We start from the raw sequence: 18,277 nt of genomic DNA on the forward strand, positions 1-18,277 counted from the left end.
CAGGAGACCCGAGATGCAAACGATCCAAACAGAGAAGTCTTTCAAACGCAGTTACAAATCCGCATCCAGGAGTCTCCTCCTGATCCCCGCCGCATCGCTTCTGCTTCTCGCAGGTTGCCAGCAAAATCCAGCCCCCGCGCCCACGGCCTCCACAGCAGCCGAAAATACAGCAGCCGAAAAACCACCACAACCCGAAATTCCCTCATGTTCCGACTGCACACCCGTCACCGCCGACAACTTCGTTCGCGCCGAGTCCGACCTTTACTTCGGCGCTCAGGCCCTCAAGCGCGGAGCCCTCGGAAAGTTTATCCATGACCGCACTCCCGCCCCGCTCGACAATCAAACCGTAATCCGGCTCAATCGCGACACCCTCTACTCCGCCGCCGTATTCGATCTCGACGCCGGCCCAGTCACCATCACCCTCCCCGACGCGGGCCAGCGCTTCATGTCCATGCAGGTCATCAACCAGGACGAGTACACCCCGATGGTCGTCTACGGCAAGGGAGTCTACACCTTCACCAAAGACAAAATCGGAACCCGGTATGGCATCGTAGCCGTACGCACTCTCGTCGACCCCAACAGCCCGCAAGATCTCGACCAGGTCCACACCCTGCAGGACGCGATCAAAGTCACACAGAAGAGCCCCGGCACCTTCGAAGCTCCGAAGTGGGATCTCGCCAGCCAGAAGAAAGTGCGCGAGGCTCTGCTCCTCCTCGCCCAGGGCCTTCCTGACACGCACTACATGTTCGGCACCAAAGACCAAACCCAGCCCGTCCGCCATCTCATCGGAGCCGCATCCGCCTGGGGAGGCAATCCTGAAAAGGACGCCCTCTATCTCAACATCGTTCCCAAGCAGAACGACGGCAAAACCGTCTACCAGCTTCACGTCGCCAACGACGTACCTGTCGACGGCTTCTGGTCCATCAGCCTCTACAACGGAAAGGGCTACTTCGAGCAAAATCCCTACAACGCCTACACCCTTGACAACCTGACCGCGAAGAAGGACAGTGACGGCTCCGTCACCGTACAGTTCGGAGGATGCGACGGCAAGATCCCCAACTGCCTGCCCATCATGTCCGGCTGGAACTACATGGTCCGCCTCTACCGTCCACGCGCCGAGATCTTAAGCGGAAAATGGAAGTTCCCCGAAGCGAAACCAATACCTTGAGCGACGCTACAGACTAGCCTCAGCCGCTTCCACCGTCGGAAAGGTCTTCAGAACCTTGTGCACCTTCGTCATCTCCAGCAGCGACACAATCCGCTCATTCGCCCCCGCCAGCAGCAGCTTCCGGCCATGGCTCTCAGCTGCCACATAGTAGTTCATCAGCAACCCCAGCCCAGCCGAATCCATATACGGACTCTCGCTCAGATCCACAATCATCACCTGCGGCGTATGGGTACGAAACTCGTTCTGAAACCCGAAGATGGAAGACAAGGTCAGCGGCCCCTCGAGCTTCAGGATCGTCGTCCCCTCGCTCTTTCCGGGCGTAAAACTATGAGTCAACGGTTGATCAAGCATAGTTGAAAGTGTAGGCAAGCCACGCCGGCCGTAGATTACAGACGTGTAAATCCTGAAACCCGCCTCATCGCTTCAGAACTCAATCACCACTTTGCCCTGAGCCCCCAACTCCACCAACGCATAAGCGTCATCAAGGTCCGCCGCGGTAAATTGCCGCGCGTTCATCAGTGGCCTCAGCTTGTCTCCCTCCGCCAGCGCAGCCGCTTCACTCAGAATCTCGCCATGATGCGCCTGCCCCAGTCCAGTCAGTAGCGGCGTCAGCGTAAACACACCTGAGTACGTCGCGCTACGAAACGAGAGCGGAGCCAGCGAGTGCGTGCTCCATCCCAGGCAACTCACCACATGGCCCGTGTAGCGCTTCACCGCAGCAAACGAAGCATCGATCGTCGCCCCTCCCACCGTGTCGTAGACCACGTCGAACCCTGCACCTCCCGTATACATCTCCACATACTGCTCCGTTGAAAGCACACGATAGTCGATTGCCGTTGCGCCAAACTCCTCAACGACCTTCCGCTTCTCCGCAGAAACCGTCGCAAATACTTCCGCACCCAGCGCCTTCGCAAGCTGCACCGCCGCATGACCCACTCCACCCGCACCCGCATGCACCAGCACCTTCTGTCCCGCATGCACCTTCGCGTGATCGACCAACCCCTCCCAGGCCGTAATCGTAATCAACGGCAACGCCGCAGCCTCGCGCATCGAAAGCGACTCAGGCTTCAGCGCAACCAGATCCTCATTCGCGACCACAAACTCAGCCAGCGTCCCCTGCAGTCCACCCACGCCGCCCACCATGCCATACACCGCATCGCCCGGCCGGAACGCCGTCACTCCCGAACCCACCTCTTCGACCATCCCAGCCATATCCAGACCAAGCACCGCAGGCAGCGGCTGCTTTGCATGAGGCGCCTTCCCCGCACGAATCTTCGTGTCCAGAGGATTCACTCCACTAGCAAGCACACGCACCAGCACCTGACCTGCGGAGGGCGCAGGGCAGGGAAGATCCACCGCCGTAAAACCTGCTTCAGGGCGTTCAACAACGTAAGCGCGCATAGCGTTCTCTCTCATCGCAAATTTGAAAAAACTGGGGGTGCCACAGTTACGTGTCACCGATGGGCGGCTTACGTCCGTCTCTCCGACTCTCTCTGACTGACGCAAACACGAGGGGTCCCGATAGCTGGAAAATCTCTTTCCCCACTCACTGCAACATAACGCACACAAATTGTTACGTTTCAATGTCAATCTGCGGAAACGGCCCGAAAAACAATAAAGGGAGAATTGGCCTTTCGATTGCACCCTTTGATATAGCAATCCAACTGCCACAACGGCAAAGCTGGCCTCATCGTATGTTCGGGCCGGACTGGCAAGCGTAAGGCAGCTTCAAACTGACGATTTATCCAGATACAGCAAGCCATCTGGATCTAAAAGAAAGGCCGTCCTCGGGAGGGACGGCTTTTCCTTGTCCAAAACTATCTCGAGCAAAAGCTGTCAACCCCTGAACTCACGAATCCCCGCGCCAGACAAGCGCATTTGCGTGGCGTATGAGTTTCCCTCAACCAGCTATACTGGTAACAGATGTAAAACAGGACCCCGGCACGAATCCGGGGTCTCTGTTTTTTTACGACATCATTTGGGCCTCGTAACCTGCACAAAACAAGTATTTTAGTCGTAACCCTTCTGTAATGAATATTTTGCAGAGGGCGTATCCGTCTATCCTGAAGACAGCAAACAACTTACGTGCAAAATACCCCGTAAGGGGAGGGGGGAGGTTCTAAAAACAAATGTCCGTTCGGCAGCAAATCCGGCCCGTGCTCACGCTCGCCCTCCCGCTCATCCTCGCCGAACTCGGCTGGATGTCCATGGGCATCGTCGACACTGTCATGGTCGGACACATGGCCAACCCCGCCCTCGCGATCTCCTCCGCCGCCCTCGGTCAGGTTCTTTACAACACCATCGCTTTTGGCATCGCTGGCATCCTCCTCGGCCTCGACACCTACCTCTCGCAGTCCCACGGTGCCGGCCATTTCGATGAGGCCAATCGCTGGCTCCTGCACGGCCTCATCCTCGCCGCGGGTCTCGCTCTCACCCTCGTACTCATCGTCTTCTGCGCTCCCATCCTCATGATGCGTCTGCCGATCGACCACGCCGTCCTCACCGGCTCAGTCTCCTTCCTCCGCGCACTCAACTACGGCACACCCGCGCTCTTCCTTTACTTCACCCTCCGCCGCTACCTTCAGGCCTTCAACCACGTCCGCCCCATCGCCGCCGCCCTGGTCACAGCAAACGTCATCAACGTCTGCGGAAACTGGCTCCTCATCTACGGCCACTCCTGGGGCGCCATCCACATCCCAGCCCTCGGAGTTACTGGCTCCGGGCTTGCCACCTCCTTCTCCCGCTGCTACCTCGCGCTCTTCATGGTCATCTCGCTCTGGCAAATCGAGCGCCGCCACCGCTACGGCCTCAGCAGCATGTCCCGCCACTTCGAGCCCCGCCGCCTCCGTCGACTCGCTCTCCTCGGAGCACCTGCTGGCGCTCAGATCTTCGTCGAAATCTCCATCTTCGCCACTGTCACCTTCCTCATCGGGTTCATGGGCCGACTTCCACTTGCCGGACACGAGATCGCGCTCAACTGCGCCAGCTTCACCTTCATGGTTCCCTTCGCCATCTCTGCCGCCGCAGCAGTCCGGGTAGGGCAGGGCATCGGGCGCAAAGCCCCCGAGGAAGCCGCCTCGGCCGGCTGGGCCGCAATCCTTCTTGGCGCCTGCGTCATGGCCTGCTTCTCCGCCGTCCTCCTGCTCTTTCCCCGAGCCATCGCCAGCAGCTTCACAATCGACAGAGGTGTCATCACCGCCACCATCCCTTTACTCCTCGTCGCAGCCATCTTCCAATTCTTCGACGGGCTCCAGATCACCGCTACCGGCTCTCTCCGTGGCGCTGGCAACACTCACGCGGGCCTAGCCGTCCACATCGTCGGCTACTGGATCATCGGTCTCCCCATCGGATACCTCTTCGGCTTCCATCTTCACTACGGAGCCGTCGGCCTCTGGATGGGCCTCTGCGTCGGTCTCATGGTGGCTGGCACCACCCTCACCCTCATCTGGAGACACACCACAAAAAAACTCGAATCCTCAAACCTGACCCACGAGCCAATCACCACCAACAACTAGCGCGCAATACGCTCAACCAGCCAGCGCCATATCCTCGCGCACCCTCGTCTTCGACCGCGTCGTCAACGTCACCGCCGAAGCAAGAATCAATCCGCCCCCCACCCACGCGCTGGGCCCCAACCGCTCCCCCAACACCAACACCCCCAGCAGACTCCCAATCAAAGGTTCCATATTCAACAGCACTCCAGCCTGCGACGCCGGAACCTGGGTCATGCCCCAATTCCACAGCAGCGTAGTCGTAGCCGTACAAAGCACTCCACTCCCCGCCAGTGCCAGCCACGCCTTCACCGATACCCCCGCCACCGGCGGCATCCCATAACGCACCGGCACCCAAATCATCAGCATTAAGGTCCCAAGCAACAACCCATACGTCGTCACCACAATATGCGAGTGCCGACCCATCAATTGCTTATTGAAAAGAATCCAGAACAGCGCAATCATCAACGAAACCACCACTAACGCATCTCCCGCCAGCGTCGCTCCACCCTTCGCATGCAAACCACCACCGAGCGCAATCAGCGCCGCCCCGCACGTTGACCCCGCCAGCGCCGCCCATCCGACCCAATCCATCCGCTCATGCGCAAACACCGCCGCCCCCACCGCTAGAATGACCGGCATCGTCCCCACCATCAGAGCAGCGTGGCTCACCGTCGTAATCGACAGTGCATAAAACTGAATCAGAAACTGCAGCGGCACCCCGAGAAACGAAGCCACCAGCAACACCCCCCACTCCCGGCCATTCAACCCCGGACGATGCGTCACCAGCAGTGGCAACAACACCACCATCGCAAACAGAAAACGGTACAGCACCATATGCGCAAAGTTCATCTCAGCAAGCGCAATCTTGCCGAAGAAAAACCCGCAACCCCACAACGAACTCGCCAGCGCACACGCCGCAAACCCTAGCGCCCGTCTCTTCTCTAAAACCACCATCCTTCCACTCTCGCACACTTAAAAGCGAAGGGGAGAGAAAGCCGAAGCCCTCTCTCCCGCAGCACCTCCAAACCTAAGCGTTTACCAGACGCGGCAGCTCTTCGCAGGCACCATCGGAGTCCCCTGCTTGCAGCCAAACGCCGCTGCAAACCCAGGCTGATTCACAATCGCGCCATTTGCGCGGAAGTGATCCGGTGAATGCGGATCCGTCAACACCTGCGTCCGCGTCTGCTCCGGCCGTGAGTTCTCGCACCAGTTCTGCGCAAAGCCGATATAGAACCTCTGCGGCGCGGTGTATCCATCCTTCTTCGCCGCCAGATCCACACCTTCCTTCTTCGCGCGATCGAGATACGCCATATAAGCCAGCACCAGCCCACCATTGTCCGCCGTGTTCTCGCCCAACGTCAGCTTGCCATTCACCTTCACATCATCAACGGCGATGAAGTTGCCATACTCATTCTCCAGGCAGTCCGTCCGAGCCACGAAGTTCTTCGTATCCTCCGGCGTCCACCAATCGCTCAGGTTGCCCTTACCGTCAAACTTCTTCCCCTCATCGTCGAAGCCATGCGTCAGTTCATGTCCAATCACCGCGCCGATATGCCCATAGTTCGTCGCATCATCCTGCTTCGGATCGTAGAACGAAGGCTGCAGAATGCCGGCAGGGAAGTTAATCGTATTCATGCTTGGATCGTAGTTCGCATTCACCGTTGGAGGCGTTAGATCCCATTCAAAGATATTCACTGGCTGCCCGATCTTCGCCAGCTGACGGTCATTCTCGAATGCGTCCGCTCGTTGCGAATTCCCCAAAGCGTCATCCGGTTTGACCTCTAGCTTGGAGTAATCTCGCCACTTGTCGGGATAGCCAATCTTGTTCGTGACTTCGTGCAGCTTCTCCTTCGCCCGCGTCTTCGTCGCAGCCGACATCCACTCAAGTTGATCGATATCCCGGCCCATGGCCGCTTCGATGTCAGCAACCATCTCCACCATCTTCGCTTTGCTATCTCCGGCGAAGTACTGTTCCACGTACACCTTGCCCAAAGCCTCGCCCAGCGCGCCATTCACCGAGTTCGAGCAGCGCTTCCAGCGCGCCGCCTGCTCCGGCTGTCCATTCAGCTTGCGCCCGTAAAAATCAAAGTTCTCCGCATCGAACTCCTTCTGCAGTCTGCCCGCATAAGTCGTCAGCACCTGGTATCGCAGATAGGCCTTCAGCGTTTCGAGGCTAGTCGCATCAATCTCCTTCATCAGTGCAGGAAAGAAATCCGGGGTTGAATTATTAATCTCGCTGACCTTTGGCGAATGCACCGCACTCTCAAATTCTCCGAACTTAAAACCCGGCATCGTGCCCTCGAACGTCGCAATCGGCTGCAGATGGTAGGTCTTCTCCGGATCCCGCATCTCCGTCACGCCCATCGATGCCTTGGCCAACTCCGTCTCGAACGCCATGATCGCCTGAGCATCCATCTTCGCCTTCTCCGGCGCGGTCCCCGCCAGCTCCAGCATCTTCGCCACATGCGCTACATACTGCTCTCGCAGCTCAACGTCTTTCGCTCCCGTGCGAAGGTAATAATCCTTCTCCGGCAACCCAAGGCCACCCTGTCCTACAAACGCAATCTGCTTCGTGGCATCCTTGAAGTCCTGCTGCTCGCCGTAACCGAAGAACGCATTCACGCTTATGCGCTGCAGCTTCCCAATCAGCGGCGGCAGTTCAGCCTTGCTCTTCACGGCATCGATCTCACGCAGCAGGGGCTCAATCGGCGTCACTCCCTTCGCTTCGATGGCGTCGGTATCCATACACGCTTTGTAGTAGTCCCCGATCTTCTGCTCATCCGGCGACCGCCCCGCCCCGCCAGCAGCCGCTTTGTTCAAAATCCCATTCAGCGACTGAGTGTTGACGTTATACAGCGCATAAAACTGATCCACGCCAGCCTGGTCCGCAGGAATCGGATGGTTCGCCGCGAACTTCCCGCAGGCAAACTTGTAAAAGTCATTGCAGGGGTCCGCCGAAGTATCCAGCGAGGTCGTATCGAACCCGGGAATCGGCAAATAGACCTCGGTCGGCTTGCTGCTGTCATTCACCAGCTTCGTCTGTGCAAATCCGGTAACGCCGGTGCCAGCCGTAGCCAGTGCAATCAATACGCTTAGCCCAGCGCGTCGTCTCGTTCTGTCGGGCACTCCCAAAGTCCATGCGTTCAACATTTCGTCTTCCTTTTCTCGGAGAATTTCTGCAGCCTTTGTATCACCAATCCAATGCAGGCCATTATTTACGCAACATCGTCTGCATACATTGGCAACGCTCGCGCGTCTGTGAAACCATTACTCGAGCGTTCTCGGTGAGCAGAGATACGCGTCCACTCCCATGACGGTTCCCATGAAGGTTTCTAAACCTCTCATTTCGACGTTGCGCCACTGCCTCTCGCTCATGGGTGCTCTTCTTTTTTTCTTCGCTCAAGCCCTCTTCGCCGCGCGCGTCGCCACTCCCGACCAGCGTCTTCCTCTGCAACCGTTCGGGTTCCAACCACTCTCCGAGCAGTTCCTCCTCGCAGGCAGCTCCATGTTGACCATCCACTACGTCGACAATGAGCATCTTCTGCTCACCTTCAGCGCCCGCCACCTTCTCACGCGGCTGCCCGACGAGCCCGAGGACGATATGGACCGCACCATCGACGCCGTCCTGATCGAACTCCCCTCCGGCCACGCCCTCGCCCGCACCACCTGGCGCACGCACGACCACGGGCAGTATCTGTGGAGCCTCGGCCACGGTCACTTCCTACTACGCATCCGCGATACCCTTACCACCTTCGCTCCCCTCGCCAACCTCTCCACCGGCAAGTCCTTTGCTGAGCGGCCATTTCTCTCCACAGAAAATCGTCGCATAGCCGCCGTCATCCTCTCGCCCGACGCCGACCTGCTCACCGTTGAGACCATCAAACGTACGCCCGCTCCGCCCAAACCGAAGACTCCCCTCTTCGGCCCCACGCCCATCGAACCGGCTCCCGAACACCCCGTCGTTCAAGTGAACTTCTATCGTCTCCATCCACCCGCCGAGCCCGCCGCCCCCATCAAAGCCGAATACGCAGGTATTGCACGATCCAGAGCCGTCGGAGGAGCCCCCATCACCGTCGCCGGCTATCTCGACACAGTCGACCAGGGCCGTCAACACTACGCTTTCGACTTCCACTCCTACACCGGTAAGGTCGACGAACTCTCTCCCTTTGACTCCACCTGCCACCCTTATCCCCTCTTCGTCAGCCACAGCGAATTCATCGTCTTCGGCTGCCGCAACAGCCATACCGTCGGCGCAGTGGGCGGCTTCAACATGCGCGGACAAGAGATGTGGGAGCAAGGCCTCTTCGGTGACTTCATCGCCCCATCGCTCGTCTTCGCTCCATCAAGCGGCCGATTCGCCCTCAGCCGGATTCTCCTGCGCAACTCCGTAGTAGCCGACCAGCCCGTTAGTCCCGACGAGATATCGTCCCAAACCGTCGTCGTCTATCAGACCGACAGCGGCAAGCAGATCCTGCACGTTGACTGCTCCCCCATCGAGCGCGCAGGACAGAACTTCGCCCTCTCTCCCGACGGCCTCTCCTTCGCTCTCATCCACGCCGACGCCATTGAGATCTATCGCCTTCCGGCGCTCACCTCCAAGGAGGTGAATGCGGTCAAACTGGCCCAGACATCTGCTCCTCCCGCGAACGATCTCCCGGTTCACTTCGCAAACCAGCCCACCCTTTCTGACGAAGAGGCCGACTCCACCGTTCAACCCGAAGCCCAGCCCGACAACGCCGTAGTCAGCCCCACCGCAGGAACCTCCGACTCCGACCAGACCTCCCAACCTGCGACCCACGCCAACGCCCCGGCCTCGAACGACCTAGGTCAGCCCCCCCCCGAGCATCCCGATCAGGCCACCACCCCACTCTCCCGCCGTCCCGCTCAGGCTACCGCCGAACCCTCCGGCCAACCCGCCCAGCCTCCCGCACAATCCCCCGACAACCCCAGCCTAGCCTCCGGTACCGCTCAGTCTTCCGGCGACCCATCCCCGGAAGCCCACCGCAAACCCCCGACCCTCTATACCCTTCCAACCGACAAGCCCTCAGACAAACCCGCAAACCCCGACCATCCCAAGGACACCCCGCAGTAGAGTCCGCTCTCCTGCCACATCGTCGCCGTTGTCCTTGTCCTGCCTTTGTCCTTGTTCTTGCCCTGTTCTTGTCTTTGTTCTTGTTCTTGCTTTTGTTCTAAGACACCCCCCACAGGAATCGTCATCTCGACCGAAGTCGCGCGGTCTCATCGCGCAACGCAGTGGAGAGACCCGTATTTCGTTTTTTGCCGTTGTTATTTGCCGTCAAGGCTTTGAGCCCGCTGACACGTGAAGCGTAGAGGAGCTCACAAAAGATAAAAGCCAGCCGCGGTCTCCCGCAGCCAGCCTCTTTAAATCTTAGCTTTTCTTGTTGTCATGCCCGAAGAGAATCTGTTGCTATCGCTTCTAAAGACGAAAATCTCAGCGCAAATAGCTGAAAACTAAGCAGCCTTCTTCGGCGCAACAGCCTTCACACGAGCATTCAAGCGGCTCTTATAGCGGCTCGCGGTGTTCTTATGCAGAACGCCCTTCTGAACGCTCTTGTCCAGAATCGAAGCGGTCTCACGGTACTGGGTGGTTGCTGCGGTGTGGTCGCCCTTGGCGATCGACTCGCGCAGAAGGCGCAACGTTCCGCGCAGCTTGCTCTTGTTCGAGCGGTTCACCGCGGTCTTGGCTACGGTCTGACGTGCGCGCTTCAACGACGAAACATGATTTGCCATAAACTCTCTTCTCTCAACCCGTACGTTTGTAGGGGAAAATGGGATGCAGGCTAGAGGCCAGCTGACGTTGCTTCCAGTCACAGCCTTGGAGCAGCGCTAAACAAGCCTGCCGCACTCCCTGCAATATCTAAGTCTACGGAAACCCAGCCATCCGGTCAACCGTCTTTACCCCAAAAACCGTCCTTTCGCCGCCAAAAAGCATCTCACATACCAAAACATGCTGGTGCCACGATCCAATCTCGGCTCCCCTTCAAAATCAATTCATCATTTGCCCCTTGACGCCATCTCCCTGACGTTCTACTCTTTGCCCATCTTCGACACTAGATTGGCACCTTTCGCCATCCCGGTCGCAGTAAAAGGGCGCAGCAAATGCGCCACCAGTCAGTGCCCGCTCTTCCCCCCTAAAAATCTCAGGTCAACCGGCCATGTACCCAACCCAGCTCCCCCTGACGGAGGTCAGCACACTACTTGATTAAAAAATCCCTGGAAATCACACCTGGCATTGAGCCCCTGTACGGGACCCACGACGAAAACCTCCGCATCCTCGAGGACAAACTCAACGTCACGATCGATCTCCGCTCCGACGCTATCCACGTTACCGGCGAAGCCACCAACGTTGCCCGCGTCGAACAAGTCTTCTCCGACTTCGACACCCTCCGAAAATCCGGCATCAACCTCCACAACGGCGAACTCCACGGCATGCTCAAACTCGTCGTCGCCGACCCCGCCACCACTCTCAAATCCCTCGTCGACGCTGGCAAGCAGCGCTCCGCCGGCGTCAAACGCATGGTTCAGCCCCGCTCGCCCAACCAGCGCAAATACGTCGAGGCCATCGAACAATCCGACATGACCTTCGGTCTAGGACCCGCCGGTACAGGTAAAACCTACCTCGCCGTCGCCATGGCGGTCAGCGCCCTCATGGCGAAAAAAGTCAGCCGCATCATCCTGGTCCGTCCCGCAGTCGAAGCCGGCGAACGCCTCGGCTTCCTCCCCGGCTCCCTCCAGGAAAAAGTCGATCCCTACCTCCGCCCCCTCTACGACGCCCTCTACGATCTTCTCGACCCCATCAAGGTTGACAAGCTCCTCGAGTCTAACGTCATCGAGGTCGCCCCACTCGCCTTCATGCGTGGCCGTACCCTCTCCGACGCCTTCATCATCATGGACGAAGCCCAGAACACCACCATGGAACAGATGAAGATGTTCGTCACTCGTCTCGGCCACAACTCCAAGGCCGTCATCACCGGCGACCTCACCCAAACCGATCTGCCCAACCCGAAGAAGTCCGGCCTCCTCGAAGCTCTCCACGTCCTCGACGGTGTCGAAGGCATTCGCTTCTGCCACTTCGAAGATGTCGACGTAGTCCGCCACCAGCTCGTCCAGCGCATCGTCCGGGCCTACGACAGCTACGGCAAGGCTCAGCAGCAGCTTCCTCTTCCCATCGGCGAAACTGCCCTACCCGACCCAAACGTCATCCAGGCCTCCAAACCCATACCAAAACCTCAATGAACACAAGCAATCTGCGATAATCAAGGACAGGGGGCGCATTCAGCCCCCTGTGACATTTAGCACCACCTGCTTCCGAGCGATGACCACCATCGAACCTCCAAGTACTCACTCCATCTCCGCGCCCCGCCGCCCCGGCCAGTTGCGCACCTTCACACGTGCCTGCCTCGCGCTGTCTCTCATAACCGGATTCGCACCCATTCTCAAAGCACAGTCCCCTCACCCCCCAGCAGGCTGGACCCTAACCTGGAGCGACGAGTTCAACGGCCCCAACGGCACATCGCCCGACCCCACAAAGTGGACCTACGACATCGGTGGCAGTGGCTACGGCAATCACGAACTCGAGTCCTACACCAACCGTCCCGCCAACGCCCATCAGCAGGACGGCCACCTGATCATCACCGCGCTCAAAGAAACCCACACCGGTCCCGACGGCATCACCCAGCCCTACACCTCCGCCCGCATCCTCACCAAGGGCCTTTTCTCCGAGCCCTACGGACGCTTCGAAGCCCGCATGAAGCTTCCCACCGGCAAAGGCATCTGGCCCGCCTTCTGGCTCCTCGGCAGCAATATCGACTCCGACCCCTGGCCTGAATGCGGCGAGATCGACATTATGGAGAACATCGGAGACCCCACCCAGATCTACAGCACCCTTCACGGCCCCGGCTACAGCCGCGACCACGCCATCCCCGCCCGCTTTATCCTCCCCGGGGGCGAAGCTGTCAACACTGCCTTCCATCTCTACTCCGTCGAGTGGGCCCCCAACGACCTAAAGTTTTTCATCGATGATCACCTGATCACGCATCGCACTCCCGCCGATCTGCCGCCCGGCACCCACTGGGCCTTCGATCATCCCTTCTTCATCATCCTGAATCTGGCAACGGGCGGGGACTGGCCCGGCAACCCCGACCAGACCACTACTTTCCCCCAGCAGATGGTCGTCGACTATGTCCGCGTCTACAAGCCGAACAACACGAAATCCAGCCAAACCGAGTCCACCCAAAAGCCTCTCGTAACGGCCGCAGCACCGAAGCCCCTTCAATGATCACCATCGAGCCACCATCAAGCCTCAAGGAAAATCTCTCACGCCCCGGCCTGACGAGCTTCCTTAACCGTGCCCGCCTCGCCGTCGGCCTCACTGGCCAGGTCGAGGTCCTGCTCGCCGACGACCCCACCCTCCGTCGTCTCAACAAATCTTTCCGCGGCAAAAACAAGCCTACCGACGTCCTCAGTTTCCCCACGCCCGACGAGATCGCAGATACGCACGCCGGAGATCTCGCCATCTCCCTCGAAACAGCAGCCCGCCAGGCCGCCACCTACAGCCACTCCCTGCGCGACGAAGTAAGAATCCTCCTCCTCCACGGTCTCCTCCACCTCTCCGGCCTCGATCACGAAACCGACAACGGACAGATGGCCGCCCGCGAAGCCACGCTCCGCACCAAACTCAAGCTCTCAAACACTCTCATCGAACGCACCACTGCACTCCCGCGAAAGTCGATGACGCGCGCCGCCAAAGAGAACTCTTCACGTTTGAAGAAATCGCAACCCAGCTCAACAAAACCATCTTCAGCCATCACTAAGAAATCGCTATCACACTCAACAAAAACATCTCCGACCCTCACTAAAAAATCGTCATCTCGACCGAAGGTGGCGCACTATGCCGCCGCAGTGGAGAGACCCCCGCACTTCGCACGAACCACCAAAAAACCCAAAGGTACGAAGATTAAAAACAAGCGAGGCGCAAAGTGACTTCCTCTTACGCCTACACCATCGCCCTCCTCCTCCTCCTAGCCATCCTGGCGCTGGCTGCCTACGTCGATCGCATCTACTCCGAGATGGGCAAGTTTCTCGCCCGCGAGTATCAGGACAACATCGACTCATGGGAGCGCGTTGTCGAACCCCGCCTCCGCCTCGGTCGCGAGTCCATCGCGCTCTCCGCCTCCGTCCTTCGTCAACTCTCGCTCGCCGCCCTGGCTCTGCTCTCCGGCCTCCGCCTCTACAGCCACACCACACTCGTCCCAACCCTCGCCCGCACCCCAACCACAGGCGAGATCCTTCGCGCCGTCTTTGAGCTTATCCTCCTCATCCTCATCTTCGATCGTCTCCTCCCCCAGCTTCTCTTCTCCCGCACCCGCGGCCTTTGGATCAGGCGCATCACCCCCATTCTCCAGGCCCTCTTCTATCTCATCCTTCCCGTCACCCTCCTCCTCGGCCTCCTCCTCTCCATCGCCGCGCTCGCCGAACCTGAAGACACCACCGAAGAAGATCATCCCTCCGAAGCCATGGACGCACTCCTCGAAGCCGGCGAAGAAGAAGGGATCCTCGAAGAGTCCGATCGCGAGCTGGTCCGCTCCGCTGTAGAGTTCGGCGACAAAGTCGTCCTCGAGGTCATGACCCCTCGCCCGGAAATATTCTCCGTCCCCGGCACCCTCACCCTGCAGGAGTTCACCGCCACCATTAACGAGCACGCCTTCTCCCGCGTCCCCGTCTACAACGGCTCGCTCGATCACGTCACCGGCATCGCCTTCGCCCACGATCTCCTGAAAGTCCTCGACGCCGAAGCCAACACCCTCACCGTCGCACAGATCCAGCGCCCAGCCGCCTTCGTACCCGAGACAAAAAGGGTGGCTGAGCTCCTCCGCGAGATGCAGCGCGAAAAACAACACATGCGCATTGTCATCGACGAGTACGGCAGCGTCGCAGGCCTCGTCACCATTGAAGATCTGCTCGAAGCCATCGTAGGCAACATAGCCGACGAGCACGACGAGCCCGAAGCCGACGACGAACCCATCCGCGAACCCAACGGCGCCTACGTCGTCTCCGGCTCCTTCGAGCTCTCGCGCCTCCGCGACCTCTTCGCAGATCAATTCGAACAACCGAACCGCAACGGACGCCCCGCCGAAGACAGCGAACCCCACGATCCCGAAGACGAGGCCTTCGAATCAGCGGAAGCCGCTCACTGGAGCGACAGCAGGGAAGACTCCGACGATGCCAAAGACATAAGAGATTTACGCGAGCCCCGCGACACTCGCGACGACCCCACAGCCGTCCGTCTTCCCGAGCACTACGAATCCACAACCCTCGGTGGCCTCGTCTCCGAGATCGCCGGCCACATCCCCCTACCCGGCGAAGTCGTCGAAGAGGACGGCCTCCGCCTCGAAGTACTAGCCAGCACCGACCGCCGCATCGACCGCATCCGAGTCAGCCTCGCCAACCTCCCCGCCGCCTAGCCGCAGCTATCGCTCGCCCTGCCGTCGCAAGTCCTTCCAGCCCAAGACAAAACACTTGTCATCCTAAGCAAAGTTGACCCGCCGTCGCTTGTTCTTCCCAACCCCAAGCGCTCGTCATCCTGAGCAACGTACTCGAAGGATCCCTGTATTTTCCGTTGTCGTTGTCGTTGTCGTTGTCGTTGCCGCTGCCGCTGCCGCTGCCGCTGCCGTTGTTGTTGCCGTTGCCGTTGCCGTTGCCGTTCTGGTTGTCATCCCCGAAGGGGATCTTCATCTCCTCCCCTCAATCAACCTGTCAAGCCCCTAAACCATCTAACCCGCTACCCACCAACGACATAAGCGTGGCGCAGCAGTTACCCACGGACCGATATACTGATCACAGTTCATAAAAGCCCAGGTACCCACCCGGGCTTCTTCTTTTTGTAAAAGGAGACTCGCTAAATCCTTTGTTTGGACGAATTTGGCCGTAACCCATTTGCTATGACGAATTTGCAAGGGTATATCTCTCGTAAACTACTAATAAATAAGCACTTACACGAAGGCGACGGGGGGGGGGTACCCTCACCAGCAGAAAAAGCAAAAGCCCCGGAGAATCCGGAGCCTTTGCCCAACCAGAGTAGAACCAAAGTCGATTAGTCGATAGAAATCTTGCGAAGCAGTTTGAAATCCGACAGCATCTTGCCCGTACCCAGCACTACCGAGGCCAGCGGATCGTCCGCGATCGAAACTGGAAGCCCCGTCTCTTCACGAATCCGCTTGTCCAGATTTTTGATCAGCGCCCCGCCACCGGTAAGCACAATGCCACGGTCGGAGATATCTGCCGAAAGCTCCGGCGGAGTTCTCTCAAGCGCAACGCGAATCGCGTTGATGATGGTCGCAATGCACTCCGAGAGCGCCTCGCGAATCTCGGAGTCTTCAATGGTGATGGTCTTCGGCACGCCCTCGATCAGGTTGCGTCCCTTGACCTCCATCGAAATAGGTTTATCCAGCGGATACGCCGAACCAAGCGAGATCTTGATCTGTTCCGCGGTACGCTCGCCGATCAGCAGGTTGTACTTCCGCTTCAGGTACGTCATCACGGCTTCGTCCATCTGGTTTCCGGCCATGCGCACGGAACGCGAGTAGACAATGCCGGCCAGCGAGATCACCGCGATATCGGTTGTGCCGCCGCCAATGTCGACAACCATGTTGCCGCCCGGCTCGGTAATCGGCAAACCCGCGCCAATCGCGGCCACCATGGCTTGTTCGACCAGGTGAACCTCGGACGCCTTGGCCCGGTAAGCCGAGTCCATAACCGCGCGCTTCTCAACCTGCGTGATCTCAGACGGAACGCCAATCACGATGCGAGGATGCACCATCATCTTCCGGTTGTGAGCCTTCTGGATGAAGTAGTTCAACATCTTCTCGGTGTGACGGAAGTCGGCGATCACGCCGTCCTTCATCGGTTTGATGGCGACTATATTTCCCGGTGTGCGGCCAAGCATCTCCTTGGCTTCTTTGCCGACAGCCTCAACCTCGTTGGTGATCTTATTCACCGCGATGATCGAAGGCTCGTTGACGATGATGCCTTTGCCGTGTGCGAAGACAAGCGTATTCGCCGTGCCGAGGTCGATAGCAAGGTCGCTGGAAAAGAGGCTGAAAAGAGACCGCATATTGTGAATGCGGGAGTAACGCATCTGAAAACTATTCGAAGACATAGGTGTTTGCGATCGATCCTAAAAAGAGACTCACACTAGTGTATTCCTTTAGCAAGCGGTATTTCAGCACCTAACCTAACCAGTTAGCATGCCTCTTCTGTGTTAGTCCCGTTATGGTTCACACTGCACCGGCAGCAGAACATGCACGGATAGATGAGAATTCTCACATGACAGTCGAGCCGTACTCTCAAGCGCGAGAAGAGGATCTTCACGTTTGGTTATAGAGCGCGGTCGCGAGAGGCCTTCTCATACTCCTGTGACATCCTTCCAGTGCGAATAGATACAATCAAATAAGCTTCAGCGATGTGGAGACAGACGAATGATTATTGGTGTGCCGAAGGAAGTGAAGGATCACGAGAGCCGCGTAGGAGTAACCCCAGCTGGTGTCAAAGCACTGGTCGAAGCTGGACACAAAGTTCTCGTAGAGCACAACGCCGGTGCATTGTCGGCCATGCCCGACGACGAATACCAGGCAGCGGGCGCCGAGATCGTCGGCTCGGCACATGATGTGTGGCGGCTCGCCGAGATGGTCGTCAAAGTCAAGGAGCCGGTCGAGAAAGAGTACAAGCACTTCCGCGAGGGTCTGGTTCTATTCACCTATCTCCATCTGGCTCCGCTCAACGACCTGACCGACGCGCTGCTTACGTCGAAAGTCACAGGCATCGCCTATGAAACCGTCCGTGATCGCACCGGCGCCTTACCGCTGCTAACCCCAATGAGCGAAGTCGCGGGCCGCATGAGCGTCCAGGTCGGCGCAGCCTACCTCGAGAAGGAGCATGGCGGGCGCGGAGTTCTCCTGGGAGGTGTTCCAGGCGTACCCCCAGGCAACGTCTGCATCATCGGCGGGGGTATCGTCGGCACGAACGCTGCAAAGATCGCGCTCGGAATGGGCGCGAAGGTCACGCTGATCGATCTGAACCTGAATCGTCTGCGCGAACTGGATGACATCTTCGGCGGCCGCCTCCACACCGTCGCCTCGAACAGCTACAACATCGAGCACGCCGTTCGCGATGCCGACCTCGTCATTGGGGGCGTCCTGATTCCGGGCGCGGCCGCCCCAAAAATCGTCACCAAAGCGATGGTGGCGAAGATGAAGAAGGGTGCCGTGATCGTCGACGTCGCGATCGATCAGGGCGGCTGCATCGAGACCGCGCACCCGACGACGCATTCGAACCCCTCGTACGAGGTCAATGGTGTGGTTCACTACTGCGTCACGAACATGCCTGCCGCTGTACCCAACACATCAACCCTCGCGTTGACCAACGCAACCTTCCCCTACGTGCTCAAACTAGCGCGTCTGGGTGCTAACGCGGCCATCAGCGAGGACAAGGGAATTGCCGAGGGCGTCAACACCTTCAACGGTGTCCTGACCTACGGCGCAGTCGCTCAGGCGCAAAAGCGCGACTGGCAGGCCGTAGCGAAGCTCGTTTAGCCGCC

15 protein-coding genes are annotated in these 18,277 nt (G+C 58.8%); 8 read left to right on the top strand and 7 right to left on the bottom strand.

Annotated elements, in window-relative coordinates; genetic code table 11:
- Positions 1-13: 13 nt before the first annotated feature.
- Positions 14-1,168 (top strand): DUF1254 domain-containing protein, encoded by a 1,155-nt coding sequence (locus tag HDF14_RS09205; RefSeq protein ID WP_183975743.1) that lies wholly within the window; start codon positions 14-16, stop codon positions 1,166-1,168.
- Positions 1,169-1,174: 6 nt separating this feature from the next.
- On the opposite strand, the gene HDF14_RS09210 is transcribed toward HDF14_RS09205, so the two are convergent.
- Complete coding sequence (locus HDF14_RS09210) at positions 1,175-1,504, bottom strand: STAS domain-containing protein (protein WP_260698152.1); 330 nt, start codon at positions 1,502-1,504, stop codon at positions 1,175-1,177.
- A gap of 87 nt (positions 1,505-1,591) precedes the next feature.
- A complete protein-coding gene (locus tag HDF14_RS09215) occupies positions 1,592-2,569 on the bottom strand; it encodes a zinc-dependent alcohol dehydrogenase family protein (protein ID WP_221304624.1) in 978 nt (325 codons plus the stop codon).
- 728 nt (positions 2,570-3,297) lie between these two features.
- On the opposite strand from HDF14_RS09215, the gene HDF14_RS09220 reads away from it, so the two are divergent.
- Positions 3,298-4,683 (top strand): MATE family efflux transporter, encoded by a 1,386-nt coding sequence (locus tag HDF14_RS09220; protein WP_183975747.1) that lies wholly within the window; start codon positions 3,298-3,300, stop codon positions 4,681-4,683.
- A 12-nt stretch (positions 4,684-4,695) separates the two neighbouring features.
- Here the strand turns inward: HDF14_RS09220 and HDF14_RS09225 are convergent, their stop codons facing one another.
- Complete coding sequence (locus tag HDF14_RS09225) at positions 4,696-5,616, bottom strand: DMT family transporter (protein ID WP_183975749.1); 921 nt, start codon at positions 5,614-5,616, stop codon at positions 4,696-4,698.
- 81 nt (positions 5,617-5,697) lie between these two features.
- A complete protein-coding gene (locus tag HDF14_RS09230) occupies positions 5,698-7,812 on the bottom strand; it encodes a M13 family metallopeptidase (protein ID WP_183975751.1) in 2,115 nt (704 codons plus the stop codon).
- Positions 7,813-7,984: 172 nt separating this feature from the next.
- Between HDF14_RS09230 and HDF14_RS09235 the strand changes: the two genes are divergently transcribed.
- Entirely contained in the window at positions 7,985-9,754 is a 1,770-nt protein-coding gene (locus tag HDF14_RS09235; protein ID WP_183975753.1) for a hypothetical protein, read from the top strand.
- A gap of 380 nt (positions 9,755-10,134) precedes the next feature.
- Here HDF14_RS09235 and rpsT read toward each other — a convergent pair whose 3' ends face one another.
- Positions 10,135-10,413 (bottom strand): 30S ribosomal protein S20, encoded by a 279-nt coding sequence (rpsT, locus tag HDF14_RS09240; protein ID WP_183975755.1) that lies wholly within the window; start codon positions 10,411-10,413, stop codon positions 10,135-10,137.
- A gap of 468 nt (positions 10,414-10,881) precedes the next feature.
- Here rpsT and HDF14_RS09245 point away from each other — a divergent pair, with 468 nt between their 5' ends.
- The 4 genes from HDF14_RS09245 to HDF14_RS09260 all read left to right on the top strand — a co-directional run bounded on the left by HDF14_RS09245 (position 10,882) and on the right by HDF14_RS09260 (position 15,146).
- A complete protein-coding gene (locus tag HDF14_RS09245) occupies positions 10,882-11,919 on the top strand; it encodes a PhoH family protein (RefSeq protein ID WP_183975756.1) in 1,038 nt (345 codons plus the stop codon).
- Between the two features lie 79 nt (positions 11,920-11,998).
- Positions 11,999-12,961, top strand: coding sequence for a glycoside hydrolase family 16 protein (locus HDF14_RS09250; RefSeq protein ID WP_183975757.1), 963 nt, complete (start codon positions 11,999-12,001; stop codon positions 12,959-12,961).
- The gene (gene ybeY, locus HDF14_RS09255) at positions 12,958-13,665 is read left to right on the top strand and encodes an rRNA maturation RNase YbeY (protein WP_183975760.1); all 708 of its coding nucleotides are present in this window, start codon (positions 12,958-12,960) and stop codon (positions 13,663-13,665) included. The genes HDF14_RS09250 and ybeY overlap by 4 nt, the downstream gene beginning before the upstream one ends.
- On the top strand, positions 13,662-15,146 hold the full coding sequence (locus tag HDF14_RS09260) for a hemolysin family protein (protein WP_183975762.1): 1,485 nt from the start codon (positions 13,662-13,664) through the stop codon (positions 15,144-15,146). Before ybeY ends, HDF14_RS09260 begins: the two co-directional genes overlap by 4 nt.
- Before the next feature lie 58 nt (positions 15,147-15,204).
- Here HDF14_RS09260 and HDF14_RS09265 read toward each other — a convergent pair whose 3' ends face one another.
- Entirely contained in the window at positions 15,205-15,417 is a 213-nt protein-coding gene (locus HDF14_RS09265) for a hypothetical protein (RefSeq protein WP_183975764.1), read from the bottom strand.
- Between the two features lie 358 nt (positions 15,418-15,775).
- On the bottom strand, positions 15,776-16,840 hold the full coding sequence (locus tag HDF14_RS09270) for a rod shape-determining protein (RefSeq protein WP_281376834.1): 1,065 nt from the start codon (positions 16,838-16,840) through the stop codon (positions 15,776-15,778).
- A 319-nt stretch (positions 16,841-17,159) separates the two neighbouring features.
- Here HDF14_RS09270 and ald point away from each other — a divergent pair, with 319 nt between their 5' ends.
- Entirely contained in the window at positions 17,160-18,272 is a 1,113-nt protein-coding gene (ald, locus tag HDF14_RS09275) for an alanine dehydrogenase (RefSeq protein WP_183975766.1), read from the top strand.
- Positions 18,273-18,277: the final 5 nt, after the last annotated feature.

The organism is Tunturiibacter gelidiferens (genome assembly GCF_014201335.1).
Taxonomy (GTDB): Bacteria; Acidobacteriota; Terriglobia; order Terriglobales; family Acidobacteriaceae; genus Edaphobacter; species Edaphobacter lichenicola_E.

Bases quoted from the DNA above. Each gene is read 5' to 3' on its own strand.
- ybeY (WP_183975760.1), top strand. From the start codon at position 12,958: ATGATCACCATCGAGCCACCATCAAGCCTCAAGGAAAATCTCTCACGC.
- HDF14_RS09235 (WP_183975753.1), top strand. From the start codon at position 7,985: ATGAAGGTTTCTAAACCTCTCATTTCGACGTTGCGCCACTGCCTCTCG.
- rpsT (WP_183975755.1), bottom strand. From the start codon at position 10,413: ATGGCAAATCATGTTTCGTCGTTGAAGCGCGCACGTCAGACCGTAGCC.
- HDF14_RS09205 (WP_183975743.1), top strand. From the start codon at position 14: ATGCAAACGATCCAAACAGAGAAGTCTTTCAAACGCAGTTACAAATCC.
- HDF14_RS09265 (WP_183975764.1), bottom strand. From the start codon at position 15,417: ATGAAGATCCCCTTCGGGGATGACAACCAGAACGGCAACGGCAACGGC.
- HDF14_RS09270 (WP_281376834.1), bottom strand. From the start codon at position 16,840: ATGTCTTCGAATAGTTTTCAGATGCGTTACTCCCGCATTCACAATATG.
- HDF14_RS09220 (WP_183975747.1), top strand. From the start codon at position 3,298: ATGTCCGTTCGGCAGCAAATCCGGCCCGTGCTCACGCTCGCCCTCCCG.
- HDF14_RS09250 (WP_183975757.1), top strand. From the start codon at position 11,999: ATGACCACCATCGAACCTCCAAGTACTCACTCCATCTCCGCGCCCCGC.
- ald (WP_183975766.1), top strand. From the start codon at position 17,160: ATGATTATTGGTGTGCCGAAGGAAGTGAAGGATCACGAGAGCCGCGTA.
- HDF14_RS09225 (WP_183975749.1), bottom strand. From the start codon at position 5,616: ATGGTGGTTTTAGAGAAGAGACGGGCGCTAGGGTTTGCGGCGTGTGCG.
- HDF14_RS09215 (WP_221304624.1), bottom strand. From the start codon at position 2,569: ATGCGCGCTTACGTTGTTGAACGCCCTGAAGCAGGTTTTACGGCGGTG.
- HDF14_RS09230 (WP_183975751.1), bottom strand. From the start codon at position 7,812: ATGTTGAACGCATGGACTTTGGGAGTGCCCGACAGAACGAGACGACGC.